The sequence below is a fragment of the Rhodococcus sp. 05-2255-3B1 genome, assembly GCF_002258545.1.
Classification (GTDB): Bacteria; Actinomycetota; Actinomycetes; order Mycobacteriales; family Mycobacteriaceae; genus Rhodococcoides.
Window position 1 is genome coordinate 619175 of the sequence record NZ_NOZC01000007.1, and the last position, 20283, is coordinate 639457.

The following is a 20283-nucleotide window of genomic DNA, read 5'->3' on the forward strand; positions in this document are numbered from 1 at the left end:
GCCGGTGTCACAGGAGTTCAGTTAATGGTTGATAACTGACATCATAGTAAACTACGATTAACCGAGAGTCCAGGGTCGAGGGGGAGTCAGTGCAGGAGTTGGAGGCGAAGCCCACCACGGTGCGTGAGCAGCGCAAGGCCGAGCGTCGGCAGCAGTTGCTCGACGCCGCGGCGTCACTGTTCGCCGAACGCGGATTCACCTCGGTGCGCCTCGAGGATCTGGGCGCGGCAGTCGGTGTCAGCGGACCCGCCGTCTACCGTCACTTCCCGAACAAGGAGGCCGTGCTCGTCGAGCTGATGGTCGGGATCTCGGGGTATCTGCTCGACGGTGGCCGTGCGGTGGTCCATCGTGGTGGGGCTGCCGTGGACGCGTTGTCCGCGTTGGTCGAGTTCCACCTCGACTTCGCCTTCGACACACCGGCCTTCATCAGAATCCAGGATCGCGACCTGCAGAGTCTGCCCGAGGGCGCTCGACGCAAGGTACGCCGGATGCAGCGCGAGTACGTCGAACTGTGGGTCGAGGTCCTGTGCGCCGTCGACCCGACGTCGAACGAAGCCGACGCTCGCACAGCGGCACACGGCGTGTTCGGTCTGATCAATTCGACGCCTTACAGCGCGGGACGCAGTCCGTCACGTACTGCCAGGCCCGTCTTGCGAGCAATGGCGCTGAGGGCGTTGGGGCTTCCTGCCTGACGCACCGACCTGAGTGTCCACAATGTGCCCACACGATCGCGATCCCGCTTTCGGATCCGAATTGTGGACGCCGAGCGCACCTACACCGACGCGCGCTCGGATTCGTCCGCCTGCTGTGGGGTGGGCTCGGGCGAACGCGCGCGACGGGATCCGATCACTCCGGCGGCGACGGCACCGACGAGACAGGCTCCACCGACCGCGTATCCCAGGAGTGGTCCGCGAGAAGTCAACCAGGCCAGGCTGTTCGCAGCGTCGCGTGCGGAGTTCACCTGCTCCAGGCGACCCGTCTCGTTCAGAGCGAGTGACGCCTTGAAGATGGTGACCTCGGGGATCTGCGGATCTCTCGCGAAGTACTGGTACGGGGTTTCTCTGCCCCACACCAGGCTTCCGCTTCTGGGTTCGACGTAGATGTCGCGAACGTTGGAGTACCACCGCTTCATCGTGATCGGTTCGTCCCCGTCGCCCAGTCCCCGCTTCGATGCCGGGAGGGTGACCGAGTTGATCGGTGACTGCGTCGTGGTCGACAGGTCGGCTTCGGTCACGATCGATCGGAAGTGATAGATCGGCAGACCTTCCATGGTGATCTCCTCGACGAAGTTCGCCTCGAAGCTCGTCCACGCCGTCGAGTCGTAGACCGTGTACGTGATCGGCTGGGTATCGAAGGGGAAGCGATGCTGTAATCCATTGCGCGGCAGCGGAATAGCAGGTGAATCGACGGTGGTCTGCAATGATCCCGCCGGCTCGACGGGTAGGCCGGTGCGTCGGTCGCTGGTCACTCGATCCACCGAGGCGGTCAGCAGGCCTTCATCGCCGTCGCGGTCGGCGCGTCGCACCGTGGCTCCGACCTGGAAGGTGACGCGGTCTGCGTCGGAGGGATCCTCCACGGTGATGTACCGCTGGAGAACGAGGGGAACATCGGTTGCGATCGACAAGGGCCCCGGGCCGGCGATCGTCTTCGAGTCGAGGACCTCGCCGCCCGCTCCGTCTGCCGTGGTGGCCACTGTCGTGGCGGCGATGTCGAGGGGAGTGACCGCCAGACGGTCGTACACGAGGGTGGGCAGCAGAAGCGCAACGACGATCGCGAAGGATCCCAGACCTGCGAGCAGGCACATCGCGATTCTCACCCGTGACATGAACTTCGTCCCCACTGTTTTCGACTTCGGCCTTCTCATCCTGCCGTGACGAAAGCGTCGAATGTCCGCTTCCGCGTTGTGACCTGTCAGCACGTTCGAGGGAAATGACAGAGACATCAACCGATGTTGAGATTGTGCCCGGCGGTGCACACTGGTTTCGAACGACGCTGAATCGAGGGACGACGCATGGCGACCGGTATCGATCCAGGCCCAGTGGTCGATCGCGGCAGCCGTTGGCGAACCATCGGGACGCTGCGGTCCGGGCCCGGGTCTGCTCTTCTTCCCTTCGGCTGGGGACCGGCGATCGTGTTGGTCCTCGTGGCCTTCGTGGACCGGATCGAATTCAGCCTCGTTGCCGCCGTTCTCCCTCAGCTTCAGGCCGAATGGGGTTTCGGCGACGCAGTGGCGGGATCGCTGCCCAGTGCATCTGCGATCGCCGCGGGCGTTCTGGCGATACCGGCTGCGTATTTCGCCGATCGTCACGATCGCGGCAGGATCGTGACCTGGGTGGTCGTTCTGTGGTCTCTGGCGACGCTGGGTTCCGCGCTTGCGCCCACGTTCCTGATCTTCTACCTCGTGCGGGTCGGTCTTGCCGCCGCGGAGGCGGTGGACAACCCGGCGAGCGCGAGCCTGCTTGCCGACTTCTATCCGCCCGCAACACGATCCACCGCGTTCGGTTGGTGGCGAACCTCGGCGTATCTGGGCGGTGCCGGCATCGTTCTGGGTGGTGTGCTGGCGGACTGGCTGGGCTGGCGCGGGGCGTTCATGGTCATGACGATCCCGGGACTGCTTGTCGCAGTGCTCGTCTCACGTCTGAAGGAACCGGAACGCGGATACGCCGACAGGTTGGCGGCCCGCGCGGACCCGAGCCTGGAGGCTCCCACGCCGTCCGGCCCGCTTGCCGCCCAGCTCCGCCGACTTCTGCCCATCCGAACGCTGTGGTTCACCGGTGCGGCTCTGACGGTCATGAGCCTGTCGATCGGTGGCCTGACCTTCTGGCTTCCGAGTCTGCTGCAACGCCGGTACGGCCTGTCCGAATCGGCAGCCGCGACGGCGGGCGGTGGAATGACGCTTGTAGGAATCGTTCTCGGCACGCTCGTCGCGGCGATGGCAACCCGAAGGGCCGTGATCGGGACCAGCCTCGCCCAGTGGCGAGTAGTGCTGGGTGGTGGCGGAATTCTCCTCGGCAGTGTGTTCATGTCGATTGCGCTCGGCATGAACGCCATGGTGGTGTTCGTCGTACTTCTCACCGTCTTCGCCTTCTTCTCGGCTTTTGCCCTCCCCACGCTCACCGCATGTGTCGCCGACGTGGTCCCGGCCCGGGATCGGGGTCTGGGATTCGGCATGCTTCAGATCGCCGCGACCGCGGGCGGTGCCGTCGGGCCGCTTCTGGTCGGCGTGGTGTCCGACGCGGCCGATTCACTCACCGTCGGCCTGGTTCCGCTGCTACCGCTGTTGGCCGTCGGCGGGATCTTGGCTCTCCTTGCCTACTGGTCCGTCGAACCCGATGCGAGACGCGTCCTGGCCGCGGCCGCGCAGGAAGAGTAATTCGTTGTCGTCGGCCACAATGTCTCCATGACGATTGAGCTTTCGCGCGCCGAGGTCGGCCGACGGCAGAGTCGATTCACTCTCGACGAGATTCCCCGCCTGTTGGCGATGGCCGGCTTCGTAGCCGCTCTGCACGTGATCGGATGGGGGTTGTTCACGCACTACGACTCCATCCCGAGCATCCATGGACTGACCGGGGCCGACGGCACCCTCGTGTACGCCGGAGCAGGCGTGTTGGCGTACACACTCGGGCTCAGGCACGCCTTCGACGCCGATCACATCGCGGCCATCGACGACACCACCCGCTTTCTGCTGCAGAAGGGCAAGCGGCCGTTGGCCGTCGGGCTCTTCTTCTCACTCGGTCATTCGACGGTCGTGTTCGTCTTCGTCGCCGCTATCGCCTTCGTCGCGTCCCAGGCCACGGCGTTCCAGGACGCATTCGCCGGAGTCGGCGGCATCATCGGCACGCTCGTGTCCGGAACGTTCCTGTATCTCATCGCAGCGTTGAACATCGCCGTGCTCGCGGGAATCGTCGGAGTCTGGCGACGCGCGAAACGAGGTGAGTTCACCGAAGCCGGCCTCGACGAGTTGCTGGCCAAGCGTGGGCTGATGAATCGACTGTTCCGCGGCCGCTACGACAAGCTGATCAACCACTCGTGGCAGATGTACCCGCTGGGTCTGCTGTTCGGGCTGGGATTCGACACCGCCACTCAGGTCGGTCTGCTTGCGATCGCAGGCACGACGGCCATGGCAGGCGGACTTCCGCCGATGGCGATCATCGCGCTGCCGGTTCTGTTCGCCGCGGGCATGACCACGATGGACACCATCGACGGCATCTTCATGTCCAAGGCGTACGGATGGGCGTTCGTGACGCCGGTGCGCAAGATCTACTACAACATGACGATGACGGGACTGTCCGTCTTCGTGGCATTGGTGATCGGCACGGTGCAGTTGTTGTCGCTGCTCGCCGAGCAGTTCGAGCTGACCGGCGGCCTGTGGGACGCGCTGGCCGTCATCGATCTCAATCTGGCCGGCCAACTCGTCGTCGGCACGTTCTTCGTCGTGTGGATCGGTGCGGTCGTGTATTACAAGGTGGCGCGCATCGACGAACGCGGTGGCTTCGCGCACTCGAACGGAATGGAGACCCAGTGACCTCTCGTCGTCGGATCGGTGCTCTCGCAGTTGCCGCGACTGTCGCGTCGAGCATGGTGACGGTGCTGCTGGCCGCACCTGCTTCCGCAGCACCGGCGATCACTCAGGAGATCGGCGACGTCGTCTCGACTCGTGATCTGCCGCAGGAACTGTGGGTTCCCGGCGCGGCCTCGGCCGAAGTGCTCACCTACGTCACCACCGACACGTTCGGCGACAAAGCGCTGAGCACCGGCACCGTCTTCCTGCCGCCCGGCACGCCGCCCGCGGGTGGTTGGCCGGTGATCTCGTGGGCCCACGGCACATCCGGTCTTGGGGATTCGTGTGCGCCGTCGATGATCGGTCCGGCGTACGCCGAGCGCGATCTGCCGTACCTGGGAAACTGGCTCGCGCAGGGTTACGCCATCGTGGCCAGCGACTATGCCGGCCTCGGAACACCCGGCTTGCCGACGTATCTCGACGGTCGAACCACGGCACACAACGTCGTGGACATGGTCAAGGCGGGCCGCAACCACAGCGAAGCCCTGTCGCGATCCTGGGTGGCCGTCGGCCAATCGCAGGGCGGCGGAGCAGCGATCTACACCGCGCGGTACGCAACGGAATTCGGCGGCCCCGAGCTCGACTACCGAGGGGCGGTCGGCACCGGTACTCCCGCGTACATCGAGAAATTGGTCTCGATCGGTGCACCGGGCGTTCCGCCGGTGGAGCTGCCGTCGGGACTGACCGCCTACGTCGCGTACATCGGCGCATCACTGCGCTACGCGCATCCCGAGCTCGGACTGGACAACATCCTGACCCCGCTCGGAAAGAAGTACGCAGACCTGGCCGAGACGGAGTGCGTATCGGACTTCGAGGAACAACTCGACGGTGTGACGATCGGCGACTTCTTCACCGCGCCACTGACGAGCCTGCCCAATTTCACGGCCGTGCTCGACGATTACATGGCGATGCCCGAAACAGGATTCGACAAGCCCTTCTTCATGGGAAACGGTCTCCAGGACATCGACGTTCCGTTTCCGACCACCGCGGCCTACGTCGCGCGTCTGACCGCCAACGGTCAGCCGGTGACGTTCCGGGCCTACAACACCGACCACAGTGGAGCCCTCGTCCAGTCACAGGCCGACACGATCCCGTTCGTCGCAGGACTGCTTCGCTAGCCGACCGGGCGTTTGCCGGGCAATCCGTATGCGCGGGCCGTGAACTTCTCGAGCACGGTGCGTGGTAACAACCGCTTGGCGAGAAACACTGCGGGCGCATTGCTGCCGACGGCGTAGATCGGGAGGGTCTTCTTGTCCTCGACCGCTCTCAGCACGGTCTTCGCGACCGTCTCGGCCGTGATGCCCTGTGCCTCCTTGGCGTCGAGCTTCGCGATCACCGTGGTGAAATCGCGTAGGTAGGGCGAATGCGGTCCGCAGTACTTGGTGCGACGGGCGGACAGGCCGGTGGCGATCGAGCCGGGTTCGACTGTGGTGATGTCGATTCCGTACGGTTCGAGCTCGAACCGTGCCGCCGTGCTGAAGCCCTTGATCGCGGCCTTGGTTGCGGCGTACGAGGAACGGTAGGCCAGGGGGAAGCTCGCGAGCATCGAGCCGATGTTGACGATTCTGCCGCGGCCGCGCTCACGCATGGCCGGCAATACGGCCTGGGTCAACTCGATCGCGCCGAACACGTTGAGCTGAAACAACCGAGTGATCGCCTCGATGGGGAGTTCTTCGAGTGGGCCGCACTGGCTTTCGCCTGCGTTGTTGATCAGCACATCGATCGGGGAGTCGCCGAGTTCGTCCACGAACGCACGGATCGATTGCGGATCCGTCAGGTCCAGATCGCGGTAGTCGACGCCCGGGATCGGGGCGGCCACCTTCGAGCTGTTACGGCTGGTGCCGATGACGTGATAGCCGCGGGCGATGAGAGTTTCGGCGACGGCCTCGCCGATTCCCGACGTCGCTCCGGTGACAAGTGCAGTGTTCATCTACGCCTCTTTGTTGCTGTGCGGGTAGGTCTCGGCTTCGTCGCAACGTGTGCCGGGCAGTCTTGCCGACGAAAAGCGGTGGTCGGTACCTTGGTGTGCAGGGAAGGTACCGAGGTGCCCGACGCCATGACGGTGCGGTCCGGTCGGACTATGGCAGCGACAGCATGCCCGCTGCGCAGCCAGGCCCCGAGATCCGACGACGCCGCCACCTCGACGACGACGGCTCCGCGACGTTCGACCTCTCGACGGTGCCCGATGGACAAGGGCGTCGACGAGACGAACAGGAATTGGCCGGGCGCGAGGTCGTCCAGGCGCATTCCATTGTCCAATGTGCTGTTGGGGCAGAGCTTTCCGGCCAGAGTGCGAACCGGCACGGGCGAACGCAACACGTACTGCGATCGGCCGAGTGACGGCGTGGTGCTGGCGGTGACCTTCGCGCCGATGAACGGCAGATACCCCAGAGCGGGTGCGATGTTCGTGCGCATGATGCCGGTGAGTCGGCTGCCGCCGGTCATGGCCCATCCGATCGCGACCGCCAACTCGATCATCTGCTTGGCGTGCGTCTTTCGTTCCGTCTCGTAGCTGTCGAGCGAGGTTTCCTTCAGATGCCCGTCGAGCACGCCGACGATCTTCCAGACCAGGTTGCGCGCATCTCGGAGCCCAGCGCCCATCCCCTGCCCGATGAAGGGCGGCGTCAGATGCGCGGAATCGCCCAGGAGGAAAACCCGGCGATCACGCCACCGGTCGGCCACCTGTGCCCGAAAGGTGTACTCGGCGCAGCGAATCAGCTCCATCTCGGGCTCGTCCACAGACTCCAGCCACGGCGCGATCAGTGGACCGATCGACGCCAGGTCGGTGAAGGCGTCCATGGTCTCGTCGTCGTGCAGACGGAATTCCCAGCGATAGCGGGTCGGGCCGATGCGCATGTAGGTCGCCGATCGCTCGGAATCGCATACCTGGTGCACGCCGTCCCACTGATCGAGGTCCGCATCGGTGGCGATGTCGACCACCAACCATCGCTGTGCGAAGCCGAGATCGTGCATCTTCGAACCGATGGAGGCTCGAACGATGCTGTTGGCCCCGTCGCAGCCGAGTACGTAGTCGGCGGTCACCCAGTGTGGGGTCCCGTCCACGGTCGAGTCGTACCGGACCCGCACCGAATTCTTCAGATTCTGGACGTCGGTGATCTCGCAATTGCCGCGCATCTCCACGCACTCGAATTGTGAGATGTGTTTGCGCATCAGCTGTTCGAGATCGGGCTGATCGAACATGTTGGCCTGCGGATACCCGTGCGGTCGATCGTCGGGATCCCGCTCGAACTCGGCAAGCGTGCGGATCTGCTTGTCGCACAATCGCAGTCCGCGACCGGGGCGCGAGATTCCCGCGAAGTCATCGGCCAGGCCGATATCGCCGAGAATGCGGAACACCTCGTCGTCGAGATGGACCGCGCGAGGCTGTGGGTAGACGTCCTCCCACCTGTCCAACACGAGGCAGGGCACGCCGTACCGACCCAGCAGCAACGCAGCGGTCATGCCCGTCGGACCGGCGCCGACGATCACCACGGGAAAGTGGCGACCGTCGGACGTGTTTTCGGTCATCGGTAGGAGACCCGGGTGCGCTGGACTCCCAGATCGAGGGCTCCGTCGGGAGTGGAGCACGTCAGTTCGAGCACGTCACCGTCCTTCAGAAACGCCGGATTCTTGGCCTGCTTCTTGAAGAAGACCTTCCACTTGACCGACGGCGGAACCAGCGATCCGATCATTTCGATCGGCTTGGCGGGGGCCTTCAGTGCGGTGCCCCCCGGCGTACCGGTGAGCAGTAGATCGCCCGGATCGATCCGCTGAAACTTGCTCAGCGCCTTCAGTGATTCGACCGGACGGTAGATCATGTCGGCGACCGTACTGTCCTGTCGGACCGAGCCGTTGACGCGCAAGGTCAATGCGAGGTCTCCGAACCGGTCGAACTCGCCGGCCTCGAGCAGTACGAGGCGCGGCCCGACCGGCGTGAAGGTGGGGTACGACTTGCCCTCGTAGAACTGAGTTTTGGGCAACTGGACATCGCGCGCCGAGACGTCGTTGGTGATCACGAGCCCGGCCACGTACTCGGCCACGTTGGACGCGTCGATCTTGGTGCCGACGGTGAGGGTCTTGCCGAAGACCAAGCCGATCTCGATCTCGTAGTCCAGCAGTTTGACGTGCGCGGGCTTGATCACGTCGTCGGTGGGTCCACTGATGGAGCCCGAGGTCTTGCGGAAGAACGTCAGCGGCACCGTCTCGGGGTTCATTCCCGAGTCCTTCACATGCGAGACGAAGTTCGTCATGTTCGCCATGATTCGGCAGGGCGCGGTGACCGGCGAGATCGGCGACAATGTCTCCACGGCAACGACATCGGTGGACTCGCGCGCCGACTCGATGGCCGCTCGATCGGCGAGTAGCTCGGCGGTGGTGGTGGCCGAGGTGTCGATTCGGGACGCCCCGGCCGGGGTCTCCACCCACCAGGCGTCGGCGGTGCGCAGTACAGCGATGCTCATGAGGAAGCCACTTTCATCAGGCCGCGAAGGCGTTCGGTGTCGAATTCGTTGTCGGTGCGTAGCGAGGAGATGATCGATTTGAGCTCGTGCAGAGACGCTTTGCTCGGCGCGATCCCGAGGAAGTCCTTGGACGCAGGCGGCCCCCACTGAGCCAGGCCGGATGCGGTCATCGGTGCCCAGCCGGGCTCGAGGGAGCTGTCGAACATATCGCCGTCGCTGAAATGTTCCACCAGGAAACCGTCGGGATCCCGCCAGTAGTCGAAGATCTGGCTGCCCTGGATGTGCCTGCCGATACCCCACGAATGCCGGTACCCGCGCTGGGTCAGGTACTCCCCGCCCGCGGCGATGGCATCGAGATCCGACACCTGGTAGGCCGAGTGTACGTACCGGTTGGACGGACCGAGAGTCATTGCGAGAGTGTGATGATCGGCCGGAGTGTTGCCACGATCGCAGCGGATGAAGCTCATCACCGGACCGCGATCACGCTGGCCGTCGTAGTAGAGGAAGTCGCTGACGATCAGTCCGAGATGATGTAGGTACCAGTTCAGGTTCTCGAGGTAGCCGGTGCGCTGGAGCACCACGTGTCCCAGACGTTGGACTCGGGCGGGCTGACGCGGAGGCCGCTGCGTCGCATTGAGTCGGTAGCGCGGGTCGCCGAAGTTGTAGGTGTGCGCTGGCTGGCCGGGCAGCTCGGGATGCTCGGTGTACCCGGACACCACCTGGACGGGTTGTCCACCCGGGTCGGTGAGATTCACGGCGACACCGCCGAGTGTGTCGGGTAGTCGTTGGACGCGCTGCCCGGTGGCCTCGGCCAGCCTCATCAGGTCGGCATCGTCTGCGGCGGCGAAGGCTGCGCCCACGAAGCGTGTTCGCTTGCCGCGACGAATGATCACGCACGGTGCGCCGACGTGCGTACCTCGCAGATGGATCTCCTCCGGAGTGCGAAGCGAGACGGTGAAACCGAAGGCCACGGCGAACGCCTCGGCCTTGGTCAGATCCGGCTTGCGAAACTCCAACCACGCGATGTCCCGAACCTTGATGATGGGATCCTTCGCGCGACCGGGGTGCTCGCCGGTGAGCGCGCCTTGGTCCACGTGCATGTCCTTGTGGCCGTCGACGTCCTGTGCCATTGAGCCTCCCTCGTTGGTGACAATATCGTCACCTATGACAGTGCCGTCAGTCAATAGTATTGACAGAATCGTCAGCCATGAGGAAGAGTCAGGCCGTCGACCAGCGCAGACAGAAGTAGGGACCATGACCGAAACCCCGAATCGACTCGAGCGCCGTAAGGCCCGCACACGTGGAGCGTTGATCGAAGCGGCGCAGGGCTTCATCGCCCGCGGCGAACTGAACGCGCCGATCGCAGAGATCACCCAGGCCGCCGACGTGGGTATGGGGTCGTTCTACAACCACTTCGTCAGTCGAGAGCAGCTGTTCCAGTCGGCGGTCGACGGTGCCCTGGAGTTGCTGGGCGGCTATCTCGATTCGCTGACCGATGTCGACGCCGACCCCGCCGAGGCGTTCACTCGATCGTTTCGAATCTCCGGCCGACTCTTTCGCCTGCAACCAGAACTCAGCCGCGTGCTCATCCACTCCGGTCCCGAGTTGATCACCTCGCAGCACGGTCTCGGTCCACGTGCGGCGAGGGACATCGTCGCCGGAGTCGATGCGGGGTACTTCCGGGTCGAGGACATACAGCTGTCCTTGGCTCTGGTGGCAGGCGCATTGCTCGGTCTGGGCCAGCTACTGCTCGAGCAACCTGATCGTGACGACAACGAGGCCGTGGATCGAATGGCGTACAGCGTGCTGCTCGCGCTGGGAATGTCCGACGCCGATGCGCGTGACCTGTGCGCCCGGCCGCTCCCGCCGATGAGTGACGTTCCCAGCGTGGACGGTGAGAGCGCATAGCCCACGCGCCTGCGGAACGTCAGCGTGCGTGTGTCTCCTCCAGATCCCGGATGATCTGCGCAACCCGACGGTCCCGGACGAGCCTGCGTTCCAGAATCGGGTTGAGCATTCCCCGGAACCAGAAGTACGGAGTCCACACGGCAGGGGCGATCAATCGTGCCCGACGGGTCTGGACCGCGTGTACGAGCAACTCGGCGGCTCGCTGAGACGGCAGGCGTCGGCTCAGCGGCCACGGAAGAAATCCTCCGATTCGCCGACCGATCGGGTCGTCGTCGAGGGTGTGCCGTGCCAGATCGGTGTCTACCACTCCGAAGTACGCGAGACCGGCCGATGCGCCGACGGCAGCAAGTTCGATGCGCAGAGCGCGGCCCAGCTGTTCCACGGCCGCCTTGCTCACCATGTACGCGGACCCACCCATCCCGGGAGTGAATGCAGCGCAGGACGATACGAGCAGTATGTGCCCGCCGCTCGCGACGATCTCGTCGGCGGCAGCCCGCACGATGTTGAGGACGCCGCCGAAGTTCACCGCCATCACCGAGTCGAAGACGGCGCGGTCGATCGACCTGATGGTGGCCGGCGGCGGGGTGATCCCGGCGTTGGCGATCACGATGTCGAGGCGGCCGAACCTGTCGATCGTTGCCGCGACGCAGTCCGCCATCGCTGCCGGATCGGTGACGTCACCGACGAGCAGAAGTGTCCTTTCCGTACCGGTCGGATCCGCGGGAAAATCTCGATCCACCACCGCGACAGACGCTCCCGCCGCGCGCAATCTCTCGACCGTCGCGGCTCCGATTCCACGCGCTCCGCCGGTGACCAGTGCCACCTTTCCCGCGGGTTCGATGGTGCCGCTCATGCGAGCTCCTTGCTGGTCGCGAGCAGTGGATCTACCTCGGAAAGCGCACTGCGGCAGTGATAATGGCGTAGTTCGATGGTGGACATACGCCGGGTGAAGTTGCGTACCGAACCGGGCCAGTACGTCACGTTGCGTCCGGACGGGCTCAGGTAGTAGCTGCTGCATCCTCCCGAGTTCCACACCGATCCCGCGAGACGCTCGTCGGTGTGATCCGCGAATTCGATCTGTGCCCGCATGCTGACCTCGAGCGCCACCAGTGCGTTGTCGTCCATCGCGCGCAGTGCCGCAAGGATGTAGTTCACCTGAGCCTCGATGGTGACCACCTGGGAGGTGTACACCACCGAGTTGGGGCCGAGCAGCATGAAGAAATTCGGGAAGCCGTGCACCGTGGTGCCCCGGTACGACGACATTTCCCCGTCTGGCCAGTGGTCCGCCAACGACTTTCCGTCACGACCGACGATCCGCCGGAAGCCGGTGTGGCCGGACACGGTGAATCCCGTCCCGAGGACGATGGCATCGACCTGGTGCACGGTCCCGTCGGTGGTGACGATGCCCTCGGGCACGATCCGCGCGATGCTCGTGGTTTCGACGGTGACGTTCTCTCGGCACAGGGCGGGGTAGAACTTGTTCGAGAACGTCGGTCGCTTGCAACCGAATTCGTAACCAGGTGTGAGCTTCTCGCGAAGTGCAGGGTCCTTCACCTGACGACGGAGATGTGCGCGCCCCAATGCCGTGAGCGGTGCGAGCAACGATCGATGGCCGATGAGTCCGGGAACCAACGCTTCCTGGAACAGATCGAACGTGCGGCGCATCGCCCGCTGGGCCCGGGGGAACTTCCTGAGCAGGGACCTGCCGGATTCGGAGATCGGCCGGTCGGGATGCGGAAGGATCCACGTCGGTGTCCGCTGGAACAGTGTCAGGTGCGCGGCCTCGGGGGCCAGACGCGGAACGAACTGCACCGCGGATGCTCCGGTGCCGATGACGGCGAGGCGTCGGCCCTGGGCGGAGTGCCGATGGTCCCACTTCGCCGAGTGGAACACGGTGCCCGAGAACGATTCCAGTCCTTCGATGTCGGGAGTTGCCGGTTCACTGAACGGGCCGAGTGCTCCGATGAGGATGCGTGCAGACCATGTTCCCTCGCTCGTCCGCACCACCCACTGGGCCTGTTCGTCGTTCCACGTCGCGTCGAGTACCTCGTGCCCGAAACGGATGCGATCGCGGATACCGAAACGATCGGTGCAATCGTTGAGATACGCCTCGATCTCGGGCTGAAGTGGGTAGAGCCGCGTCCAGTCGGGGTTGGGTGCGAACGAGAACGAATACAGCGCCGACGGAATATCGCACTGAGCACCGGGATAGGTGTTCACGTGCCACGTTCCACCGACCGCCGTATCGCGCTCGAAGATCAGAAAGTCGCTGAAGCCTTCCTGCTCGAGCCTGATCGCGGCCCCGAGGCCACCGAAGCCCGCGCCGATGATCGCGACGTCGGTGTGCGGTACGGGCGTGGCACTGTCGAATGGTGTTGCAGGCATGAGGGTATGGGCTCCTTCTACAGATCGAGGACGAGAGCTTCGCCGTCGACGGCAGCGCGCGAGACACACAGGGTGAGTGAGTTCTCGCGTTCGGACGGGCTCAGGACGCGATCTCGGTGCTCGACGCGTCCGGCGACGAGACCGACGACGCACGCTCCGCAGAAGCCTTGCCGACACGAGAACGGCTGATCCGGCCTGGACCGGCGGAGTGCGTCGAGAGCGGTCTCCTGCGCACCGACCTCGATGGTGTCTCCCGAGCGATCGAGCTGTAACACGAACGGCATGCCGTCGACCACCGCTGCAGGCGCGAACAACTCGGTGTGGAATTCACGAACGGCCGTACTGGCGAGGGACTCGTCGCGGAGTCTGCCCGACAGCGCCGCGGGCCCGCAGACGTACATCGCGGAGTTGCCCATCCCGAGATCGACGATGTCCTCCGGAACCGGAAACCCGTCGACATCATCGGTTTTGACGATCACATGCCCGCGCGAGGTCAGTGCCAACTGCTGCAGTAGGGCAACGAACGGCAGACTCGCCCGAGAGCGACCGTGGTAGTACAGCGTCCACCGCGCCCCGTCCCGGACGGCGCGTTCGATCATCGCCCGGATGGGGGTGATGCCGATTCCGGCGGCCACGAAGAGGTAATGCTCGGCCTCCGCCATCGGAAAGGCATTGCGGGGACCTCGAACTCGCAGGACAGCGCCGCGGGAGAGCGCGTGGATCTCGGTGGACGCTCTACCGCCGGGGATCTTGCGGACGCTGATGCGGTAGCGATCACCTGACCCGGGTCGACCGGCGAGTGAGTACTGCCGCACCGAACCGGACGGAGTGGTGACGTCGATGTGCGCTCCGGGTTGCCATGTCGGTAGTGGTGCACCGTCCCTGCGCGAGAGCAGCAGCGAGCGAACGTCCTCGGCCTCGTCGATCGTATCGTCGACGACGGTCTCGAATTCGTATCCGACGCTTCGTCGGGGCCGCGCCGGAGACAGGGCCGTCACGATCGGCGAATCGGTGACGAGCCTGGCGTAGAAACGGGACGCGGCACCGATGGCGCGAAGTCCCCGTCCCGGTGCCGTCACGGTGATCTCGCCGAGATGGCTGTGCACCGGAGGCACTGTGGTCGTCACTGCTGGGCCGCCAGCGCCGCGGGGGAGACTGCCAGGTACTGCACGGCCTTGTCGATGTCGCCCATCTTCGAGGGGTGGAAGCCGGGACGGATGTACAGGGCGAGCTGCACGAACAGGAACGACAGGCCCGGTATCAGGTGCTTGCGTGACGCTCGTGCGAACGCGATCGGCCACGGGGCGCGCAGCCGCCGCGTACCGGTTCGTGGCGTTGCGACCGAATTCCGGTACAGGTACGCGGCGGTACTGAACCACAGCACGGCCAACCCAGCGCTGGCGATCACCGCGGTTCGGGCGCGGCGGAATGCGCCACCGTCGACGTACTGGAACGCATCGAATGCGACATTGCGGTGTTCGAGTTCTTCCGCTCCGTGCCAACGCAGCAGATCCAGCATCGTCGGGTCGACGCCGATGCGGTCGAATTCGGCATTGTCGAGCAGCCACTCGCCTACCACTGCGGTGAAATGCTCTGCTGCTGCATAGATTCCGAGGCGCTCGTTCAGCCATGCCTTGCCTGCGCGGCCGGTGAGGCCGTGATCGCCGAACACCACACCCACGGCGAAGCGGATGCGCTGCAGAATCGGTTCGATGTCCACTCCGTGCGCGACGAGGTAGGTGCGGAAGCTTTCGTGGGAGGACGCGTGCGTGGCTTCCTGGCCGACGAATCCCACGACTTCCTCGTGCAGTCTGCGGTCGTCGATGTACGGCAGCGCGCGGGCGAACACGTCCGCCATCGCTCGTTCTCCCTCGGGCAGAACCAGGTGCATCACGTTCCAGAAGTGGGTGGCGTACCACTCGTGGGGGATGTACTGGAGTGGAACTCCGGACCAGTCGAATGTCACCGCGCGCGCCACTATCGCGTAGGACTCGTCCGTGTACTGCTCGTCCGAGTCGCCCGCCTTGTTCCGAGACATTCGAAACTCCGTTTCTTCGAGATCGTGCTGCTGCTGCCAGCGATGCTACATAGCAACATAGTATGTTGCAATGTTGCACCGAATAGACGGTGGACGGCCGATAGGATCGAGCGATGCATCCAGATGGGGACGACGGGCCGATTCTCGATGCCGCCTTGGAACTGTTCGGTGAGGTCGGAATTCCTCGAACCACCATCGGCGACGTCGCGAAGCGCGCCAAGATCAATCGCGTGACCGTCTATCGCCGCATCGGATCGAAGGACGAACTCGTTCGGGCCGTCATGGCGCGGGAGTCGTCGCGGCTGTTCGCGGCGGTGGCAGCTGCGGCTGCCGAACAGAGGTCACGTGCGGATCGGGCGGCACACGGATTCGCCACGACCATCGACTCGGTGCGAACGAACCCTGTGCTCTTGAAGATGTTCGACTCCGAGAGCTCGCTGGTGCTCGAGCAATTGACCACCAACGCATCGGCACTGCTCGTGACCGCGATCAACGCTGCCACGCACATCACCAGGGGTGAACTGGAATCGGACACCTTCGCCGTGCCGGACGCACCGGAAATTGTTGTGCGCGTGGTCCATTCGATCCTACTGACACCCTCGGCCGCCGCCCCGCTCGATACCTACGACGAGCTGCTCGCGTTCGCGCACCGCAGCATCGTGCCGCTTCTCGTAGGTCTCGACTAGCGGTATCCGGGCTCAACCTCGCGGCGCGTACGAGTCGAGCACGCGCAGCAGGGCGTCCTTCAGTTCGGCCCGATTGCCACCCGGCGTCGGCCTGGCGATCTCGTGCAGGGTGTAGCCGTCGATCAGGGCCAGGAAATGTCGAGCCGGTAGGTGTGGTTCGGCGATCCCGAATGCCCCCAACGCCGCTTCGGCCGCCTCCTCGATCATCCGCATGATTCGATGCACCGAATCCGCCAGCTCGGGCCGTCTACGCACGGCGAGGTACGCCTCGAACTGGACGAGAGAGTCGTCGTCCTCGGGGGAGGACAGCAACGAGACGAGGTCCATGATCGCGTCGGCCAGATCGTCGCGAGTGAGACCGCCTGCGTTCGCGACGTCGAGTAGAGCCGTGACCTTCGCCGTCACGTTCTCGGCGATACGAGTGATTGCGGCATCGATGAGTTCGCCGACCGAGCCGAAGAAATAGCTGGTGGTCGACGGCGGGAAGCCGGCGGTTTCGGCCACGGACCGAAACGAGACGCGTTCGAGTCCGCGTGTTCCGATCACGCCGATGGCCGCGTCGACCAGCGCGTCGCGGCGCTCCCGGCCGCGCGCGTATCGAGTCTTCCGGCGCTCTTCGGTCATGGCTGCAACGTTAGTCGGAGTGCTGTCTTCCACCCCACCGCTGTGCTCTCCAGCAGGCGCTTTTCGTCAATCCTGGCCGGATGGCCAATATTGAGTTACTGTCGCCGCTACATCGAACAGCCCGGAAAGGAGCACCCATGACCGAGATGTCGCAGGCCCCGCACGTGGACGTAGTGGTCGTCGGCGCAGGACTCGCGGGTCTGACCGCCGCCAGGGAACTGACGGCCGCAGGATTGACCGTGCAGGTCCTCGAGGCCAGGAACCGGGTGGGTGGGCGCACGGTCAACCACGCACTCGGTGAGAACTCGGTCGTCGAGACCGGCGGGCAGTTCGTGGGTCCGACGCAGGACCATATCCTCCGCCTGGCCGCATCGGTGGGCGTCGGGACGTTCCCCGCGTACGACACCGGATCGAGCATGTACGTCAAGAACGGAAACGCTCGACGCTTCGACGGCGGGGTGCCGCCGGATCTGGCGGCGCTACCCGACGTCGGTGTGCTCGTGGCGCGAATCGATCGGGCTGCCAAGCAGATTCCCGTCGACCGACCGTGGTCGGCAACCCGAGCACGCGAGTGGGACACCCAGACTCTCGCCACCTGGGCCCGGAGGCACTCGGCCACCGCCGGTGGCGTGGAACTGCTCGACATCCTGCTCGGTTCGGTGTTCGGTGGCACGTCCGCCGACGCATCGGCGCTCTTCGGCCTGGCGTACGTGGCCGGGGCGGGAAACGAGTACACCCCCGGTACCGTCGATCGGTTGATGAGTGTCGCCGGTGGAGCACAACAGTGGAGATTCCTCGGTGGCTCACAGGCGATCTGCATCGAAATTGCGAAGCAGCTCGGTGACGCCGTCCGGCTCGACACCCCGGTTCGACGTGTGGAGCAGTATCCGGATCGCGTGGTGGTGTGCAGCGACACCGAATCATGGATCGCTCGATCGGCGGTCGTCGCGATTCCGCCCGTTCTGGCCACCCGAATCGATTGGAGCCCTGCGCTTCCCGCACCCCAGGAGGCGTTGTTCCAGCGAATGAACTTCGGCGGCCTGGCCAAGTGCGAGGCCGTGTACCCCGAACCGTTCTGGCGCGCGAGCGGGCTCTCCGGCCAGGCGCTCTTTCGCGACAGCGACGTACCGGTGTCCTCGATGTTCGACAACTCACCACCCGACGGAAGCCAAGGAGTGCTGATGGGATTCGTCGGCACCTGGGGCGGCCGCCACCGCGGCGGCCGGAACTGGTCGGACGGCACCGACGCCGAACGACGCGGCGAGGTGCTGCGCGCCTTCGCTTCCGCCGTCGGGCCGCGCGCACTCGAACCGACGGAATGGATCGAGCTCGACTGGACGCGCGAGCACTGGACCTGCGGCGGGCCCACCGCCGTGCTTGCCCCCGGAGTGCTGACCGAACTCGGCCGGTGGCGAGACACTGCGTTCGGCCGAGTGCAGTGGGCAGGAGCCGAACACTCCGACTACTGGAACGGGTACATGGACGGGGCCGTGCGATCGGGTGAAAACGCAGCAGCAGCACTACTTTCGACCGAAGGAGAACTCTCGTGGAACAACGCTTCGTAGTCTCGGCCCATCGCACCCTCTCGGTGAGCCCCGAGGAAGTGTGGGCATTGACCGCCGACACCGGTCGGTACGCAGAGTGGGTCACCGACGTCCGGTCGGTCATCGCTCATCATGGCACCGCACGCACAGGTGGTGTGTACACGGAGGAGGTGGCGACGCTCGGCCGCTTCACCACTCACGCCACATGGACCGTCCGGGAGCTGGAACCGAACCGACTGCGAATCGATTCGGGTCAGGGTTTCGCGCCACTCGTCAACGTGGCGAACGTCTTTCGCTTCGCGCCGCTCGCCGGCGGGACCTCCACCGCGATGACCTTCGAATTCTGGTTCGATGTTGCACCGAGCTGGATGGGGCGTGTGGTGCGGCCCATCGCGACCGCCGGGATGTCCGCACGATTCGACGTCTCGATGTGCAACCTCGAGGCGCTGATTCTCTCCGAGCGAACTGCGACGATCCGATGAGAGCACCGGCGGAGGTCCTCACCCTGGGGGTGCACATACTCGACACTCTGGTGCGGCCGGTGACCGAGATTCCCGACGGTCAGGCGGCGGTCCTGGCGGAGCAGATCGCGATGTCGGCCGCGGGTACGGCCGCGGGAACGGCACTGGTGCTGTCCCGACTGGGTGCCGCGGTACACACCGCGGGAGTGGTCGGTGGTGATTCGGCAGGCACGTTCCTACTGCAGCTCCTCATCGACGACGGAGTGGACGTCTCCCTCGTTCACCGCATGGACGGGGTCCAGACCTCGGCATCGGTACTGCCGATCAGGCCGGACGGATCCCGACCGGCTCTGCACGTGATCGGAGCCAACGGCTATCTGGCTCAGCATGTTCCGTGGAACATGTTTCACAACGTCGACTTCCTGCATCTCGGGGGGCCCGAGTTCTACGGACCGGACACCGCGCGCGACATCGCACGCCGCGCCCACGAGGACGGTGTCGTCGTCACCGTGGACAGCCTGGCCCCGTCCGTTCCGGAAGGGCTCGGTGCGTTCGCGGCCGCGCTGCCCCATGTGGACTACCTGTTGCCCAACGACGAGCAGGTCCTCGGCTGGACCGGCTGCGCCACTGTCGAGGACGGGTGTCGTCGACTGCTCGAGCTCGGAGCGTCCTGCGTGGTGGCCACCGCGGGTGCGTCGCCCACTCTCGTCGTCACGACCGACAGTGTCGTCGAGGTCCCCGCGTTCTCCGTGGACGTGGTGGACACCAGCGGATGCGGAGATGCGTTCTCGGCCGGGTTCGTTCGCGGCCTGTCCCTGAGCATGAACGTCGTCGAGGCAGCCGAACTCGGCAATGCGACCGCGGCTCAGGTTGCGCAGGGACTCGGTACCGATTTCGGCACCTACGACCTCGAGTACGTTCGGACGTTCGCACGCACCTGCCGGACCGTCTGATGTCGGTCGACGTGGAGGAGCTACGGCAGTCCGTCGCCGAGACCGCCCGGCAACTGGCACGCAAGGGCCTGGTTCTCGGGACCGCAGGCAACGTCAGCGCACGCGCGGGTGATGTGGTGGCGGTGACGGCGACCGGGCTGGTGTTGGCGGACGCGACGATCGAGGACGTCACACTCGTCGGTACGGACGGAATCGTCCGCGCAGGACCAGGTGAACCGACTTCGGAACTGGGTCTGCACCTCGGCATCTACGCGTCGTCCGAGGTTCGTGCCGTCGTGCATGCGCATTCCTCGGCGGCCGTTGCACTGTCGCTCGTCGCGGACGAACTGCCGCCCGTTCACTACGCGCAGCTGGCCCTCGGCGGCAGGGTTCCGGTGGTGCCGTTCGCGCCGTTCGGTACGGCCGAGCTCGCCGACCTGGTGGTGACCGCGATGCGCTCGAGGTCGGCGGTGATCATGGCCCATCACGGATCGGTGGCCACCGGTCACGATCTCGCGGCCGCACTGTCGAACATCGAACTGCTCGAATGGCTGTGCGGGGTGTATCTGTCCGCCGGCGCAGTGGCGACGCCACGTGCCATGACCGACGCGCAGTTGGCGGCGACCCTCGACGAGGTGGTGCGCCGGTCGTACGGCACCACCTCGCGGCGCGCAGAGGACTGAC

20 protein-coding genes are annotated in these 20283 nt (G+C 65.1%); 10 read left to right on the plus strand and 10 right to left on the minus strand.

The annotated features are described in order from the left end of the window. Positions 1–89 precede the first annotated feature (89 nt). On the plus strand, positions 90–692 hold the full coding sequence (locus tag CH249_RS07215; protein WP_094681644.1) for a TetR/AcrR family transcriptional regulator: 603 nt from the start codon (positions 90–92) through the stop codon (positions 690–692). Between the two features lie 80 nt (positions 693–772). Here the strand turns inward: CH249_RS07215 and CH249_RS07220 are convergent, their stop codons facing one another. Beyond that, positions 773–1825: a DUF3068 domain-containing protein gene (locus CH249_RS07220; RefSeq protein ID WP_179273164.1), complete on the minus strand. Its 1053-nt coding sequence runs from the start codon at positions 1823–1825 to the stop codon at positions 773–775. Positions 1826–2011: 186 nt separating this feature from the next. On the opposite strand from CH249_RS07220, the gene CH249_RS07225 reads away from it, so the two are divergent. Genes CH249_RS07225 through CH249_RS07235 form a run of 3 tightly spaced genes read left to right on the plus strand, consistent with a single transcriptional unit; the run spans position 2012 to position 5679 of the window. Further along, the gene (locus tag CH249_RS07225) at positions 2012–3373 is read left to right on the plus strand and encodes an MFS transporter (protein WP_094681646.1); all 1362 of its coding nucleotides are present in this window, start codon (positions 2012–2014) and stop codon (positions 3371–3373) included. A 27-nt stretch (positions 3374–3400) separates the two neighbouring features. Further along, a complete protein-coding gene (locus CH249_RS07230) occupies positions 3401–4525 on the plus strand; it encodes a HoxN/HupN/NixA family nickel/cobalt transporter (protein WP_082073880.1) in 1125 nt (374 codons plus the stop codon). A 53-nt stretch (positions 4526–4578) separates the two neighbouring features. Next, positions 4579–5679: a lipase family protein gene (locus tag CH249_RS07235; protein ID WP_094646589.1), complete on the plus strand. Its 1101-nt coding sequence runs from the start codon at positions 4579–4581 to the stop codon at positions 5677–5679. Here CH249_RS07235 and CH249_RS07240 read toward each other — a convergent pair. From CH249_RS07240 to CH249_RS07255, 4 genes are read right to left on the minus strand one after another with little or no spacing between them, the layout of a single operon-like run. After that, positions 5676–6491, minus strand: coding sequence for an SDR family oxidoreductase (locus CH249_RS07240; RefSeq protein ID WP_094631926.1), 816 nt, complete (start codon positions 6489–6491; stop codon positions 5676–5678). The two genes, CH249_RS07235 and CH249_RS07240, sit on opposite strands and share 4 nt — an antisense overlap. Next, positions 6488–8089: a bifunctional 3-(3-hydroxy-phenyl)propionate/3-hydroxycinnamic acid hydroxylase gene (locus tag CH249_RS07245; RefSeq protein ID WP_094681647.1), complete on the minus strand. Its 1602-nt coding sequence runs from the start codon at positions 8087–8089 to the stop codon at positions 6488–6490. Before CH249_RS07245 ends, CH249_RS07240 begins: the two co-directional genes overlap by 4 nt. Then, positions 8086–9021: a fumarylacetoacetate hydrolase family protein gene (locus tag CH249_RS07250; RefSeq protein ID WP_032395480.1), complete on the minus strand. Its 936-nt coding sequence runs from the start codon at positions 9019–9021 to the stop codon at positions 8086–8088. The genes CH249_RS07245 and CH249_RS07250 overlap by 4 nt, the downstream gene beginning before the upstream one ends. Further along, positions 9018–10151, minus strand: a complete 1134-nt coding sequence (locus tag CH249_RS07255; protein ID WP_032395479.1) for a VOC family protein — start codon at positions 10149–10151, stop codon at positions 9018–9020. The genes CH249_RS07250 and CH249_RS07255 overlap by 4 nt, the downstream gene beginning before the upstream one ends. A gap of 124 nt (positions 10152–10275) precedes the next feature. Between CH249_RS07255 and CH249_RS07260 the strand changes: the two genes are divergently transcribed. After that, on the plus strand, positions 10276–10929 hold the full coding sequence (locus CH249_RS07260; protein ID WP_032395478.1) for a TetR/AcrR family transcriptional regulator: 654 nt from the start codon (positions 10276–10278) through the stop codon (positions 10927–10929). 19 nt (positions 10930–10948) lie between these two features. On the opposite strand, the gene CH249_RS07265 is transcribed toward CH249_RS07260, so the two are convergent. From CH249_RS07265 to CH249_RS07280, 4 genes are read right to left on the minus strand one after another with little or no spacing between them, the layout of a single operon-like run. Continuing rightward, positions 10949–11782 (minus strand): SDR family NAD(P)-dependent oxidoreductase, encoded by an 834-nt coding sequence (locus tag CH249_RS07265; RefSeq protein ID WP_094681648.1) that lies wholly within the window; start codon positions 11780–11782, stop codon positions 10949–10951. After that, positions 11779–13314, minus strand: a complete 1536-nt coding sequence (locus tag CH249_RS07270; RefSeq protein ID WP_094681649.1) for an NAD(P)/FAD-dependent oxidoreductase — start codon at positions 13312–13314, stop codon at positions 11779–11781. The genes CH249_RS07265 and CH249_RS07270 overlap by 4 nt, the downstream gene beginning before the upstream one ends. A 17-nt stretch (positions 13315–13331) precedes the next feature. Then, entirely contained in the window at positions 13332–14420 is a 1089-nt protein-coding gene (locus CH249_RS07275; RefSeq protein ID WP_256988169.1) for a PDR/VanB family oxidoreductase, read from the minus strand. A 17-nt stretch (positions 14421–14437) separates the two neighbouring features. Further along, on the minus strand, positions 14438–15352 hold the full coding sequence (locus tag CH249_RS07280; RefSeq protein WP_032395475.1) for a metal-dependent hydrolase: 915 nt from the start codon (positions 15350–15352) through the stop codon (positions 14438–14440). Between the two features lie 113 nt (positions 15353–15465). On the opposite strand from CH249_RS07280, the gene CH249_RS07285 reads away from it, so the two are divergent. After that, positions 15466–16038, plus strand: a complete 573-nt coding sequence (locus CH249_RS07285; RefSeq protein WP_094631930.1) for a TetR/AcrR family transcriptional regulator — start codon at positions 15466–15468, stop codon at positions 16036–16038. Positions 16039–16050: 12 nt separating this feature from the next. On the opposite strand, the gene CH249_RS07290 is transcribed toward CH249_RS07285, so the two are convergent. After that, on the minus strand, positions 16051–16662 hold the full coding sequence (locus CH249_RS07290) for a TetR/AcrR family transcriptional regulator (protein ID WP_094646591.1): 612 nt from the start codon (positions 16660–16662) through the stop codon (positions 16051–16053). 137 nt (positions 16663–16799) lie between these two features. On the opposite strand from CH249_RS07290, the gene CH249_RS07295 reads away from it, so the two are divergent. From CH249_RS07295 to CH249_RS07310, 4 genes are read left to right on the plus strand one after another with little or no spacing between them, the layout of a single operon-like run. Then, entirely contained in the window at positions 16800–18227 is a 1428-nt protein-coding gene (locus CH249_RS07295) for an FAD-dependent oxidoreductase (RefSeq protein ID WP_094681650.1), read from the plus strand. Next, complete coding sequence (locus tag CH249_RS07300; protein ID WP_032395463.1) at positions 18209–18688, plus strand: SRPBCC family protein; 480 nt, start codon at positions 18209–18211, stop codon at positions 18686–18688. Before CH249_RS07295 ends, CH249_RS07300 begins: the two co-directional genes overlap by 19 nt. Then, the gene (locus CH249_RS07305; RefSeq protein ID WP_094681651.1) at positions 18685–19620 is read left to right on the plus strand and encodes a carbohydrate kinase family protein; all 936 of its coding nucleotides are present in this window, start codon (positions 18685–18687) and stop codon (positions 19618–19620) included. The genes CH249_RS07300 and CH249_RS07305 overlap by 4 nt, the downstream gene beginning before the upstream one ends. Beyond that, on the plus strand, positions 19620–20282 hold the full coding sequence (locus tag CH249_RS07310) for a class II aldolase/adducin family protein (protein ID WP_094681652.1): 663 nt from the start codon (positions 19620–19622) through the stop codon (positions 20280–20282). The genes CH249_RS07305 and CH249_RS07310 overlap by 1 nt, the downstream gene beginning before the upstream one ends. Position 20283: the final 1 nt, after the last annotated feature.

What these genes read in the sequence shown, in the direction of transcription:
- CH249_RS07280 (WP_032395475.1), bottom strand. Translation starts at nt 15,352, where the DNA reads ATGTCTCGGAACAAGGCGGGCGACTCGGACGAGCAGTACACGGACGAG.
- CH249_RS07225 (WP_094681646.1), top strand. Translation starts at nt 2,012, where the DNA reads ATGGCGACCGGTATCGATCCAGGCCCAGTGGTCGATCGCGGCAGCCGT.
- CH249_RS07245 (WP_094681647.1), bottom strand. Translation starts at nt 8,089, where the DNA reads ATGACCGAAAACACGTCCGACGGTCGCCACTTTCCCGTGGTGATCGTC.
- CH249_RS07265 (WP_094681648.1), bottom strand. Translation starts at nt 11,782, where the DNA reads ATGAGCGGCACCATCGAACCCGCGGGAAAGGTGGCACTGGTCACCGGC.
- CH249_RS07305 (WP_094681651.1), top strand. Translation starts at nt 18,685, where the DNA reads ATGAGAGCACCGGCGGAGGTCCTCACCCTGGGGGTGCACATACTCGAC.
- CH249_RS07270 (WP_094681649.1), bottom strand. Translation starts at nt 13,314, where the DNA reads ATGCCTGCAACACCATTCGACAGTGCCACGCCCGTACCGCACACCGAC.
- CH249_RS07310 (WP_094681652.1), top strand. Translation starts at nt 19,620, where the DNA reads ATGTCGGTCGACGTGGAGGAGCTACGGCAGTCCGTCGCCGAGACCGCC.
- CH249_RS07220 (WP_179273164.1), bottom strand. Translation starts at nt 1,825, where the DNA reads ATGTCACGGGTGAGAATCGCGATGTGCCTGCTCGCAGGTCTGGGATCC.
- CH249_RS07290 (WP_094646591.1), bottom strand. Translation starts at nt 16,662, where the DNA reads ATGACCGAAGAGCGCCGGAAGACTCGATACGCGCGCGGCCGGGAGCGC.
- CH249_RS07285 (WP_094631930.1), top strand. Translation starts at nt 15,466, where the DNA reads ATGCATCCAGATGGGGACGACGGGCCGATTCTCGATGCCGCCTTGGAA.
- CH249_RS07255 (WP_032395479.1), bottom strand. Translation starts at nt 10,151, where the DNA reads ATGGCACAGGACGTCGACGGCCACAAGGACATGCACGTGGACCAAGGC.
- CH249_RS07260 (WP_032395478.1), top strand. Translation starts at nt 10,276, where the DNA reads ATGACCGAAACCCCGAATCGACTCGAGCGCCGTAAGGCCCGCACACGT.
- CH249_RS07250 (WP_032395480.1), bottom strand. Translation starts at nt 9,021, where the DNA reads ATGAGCATCGCTGTACTGCGCACCGCCGACGCCTGGTGGGTGGAGACC.
- CH249_RS07230 (WP_082073880.1), top strand. Translation starts at nt 3,401, where the DNA reads ATGACGATTGAGCTTTCGCGCGCCGAGGTCGGCCGACGGCAGAGTCGA.
- CH249_RS07295 (WP_094681650.1), top strand. Translation starts at nt 16,800, where the DNA reads ATGACCGAGATGTCGCAGGCCCCGCACGTGGACGTAGTGGTCGTCGGC.
- CH249_RS07235 (WP_094646589.1), top strand. Translation starts at nt 4,579, where the DNA reads ATGGTGACGGTGCTGCTGGCCGCACCTGCTTCCGCAGCACCGGCGATC.
- CH249_RS07240 (WP_094631926.1), bottom strand. Translation starts at nt 6,491, where the DNA reads ATGAACACTGCACTTGTCACCGGAGCGACGTCGGGAATCGGCGAGGCC.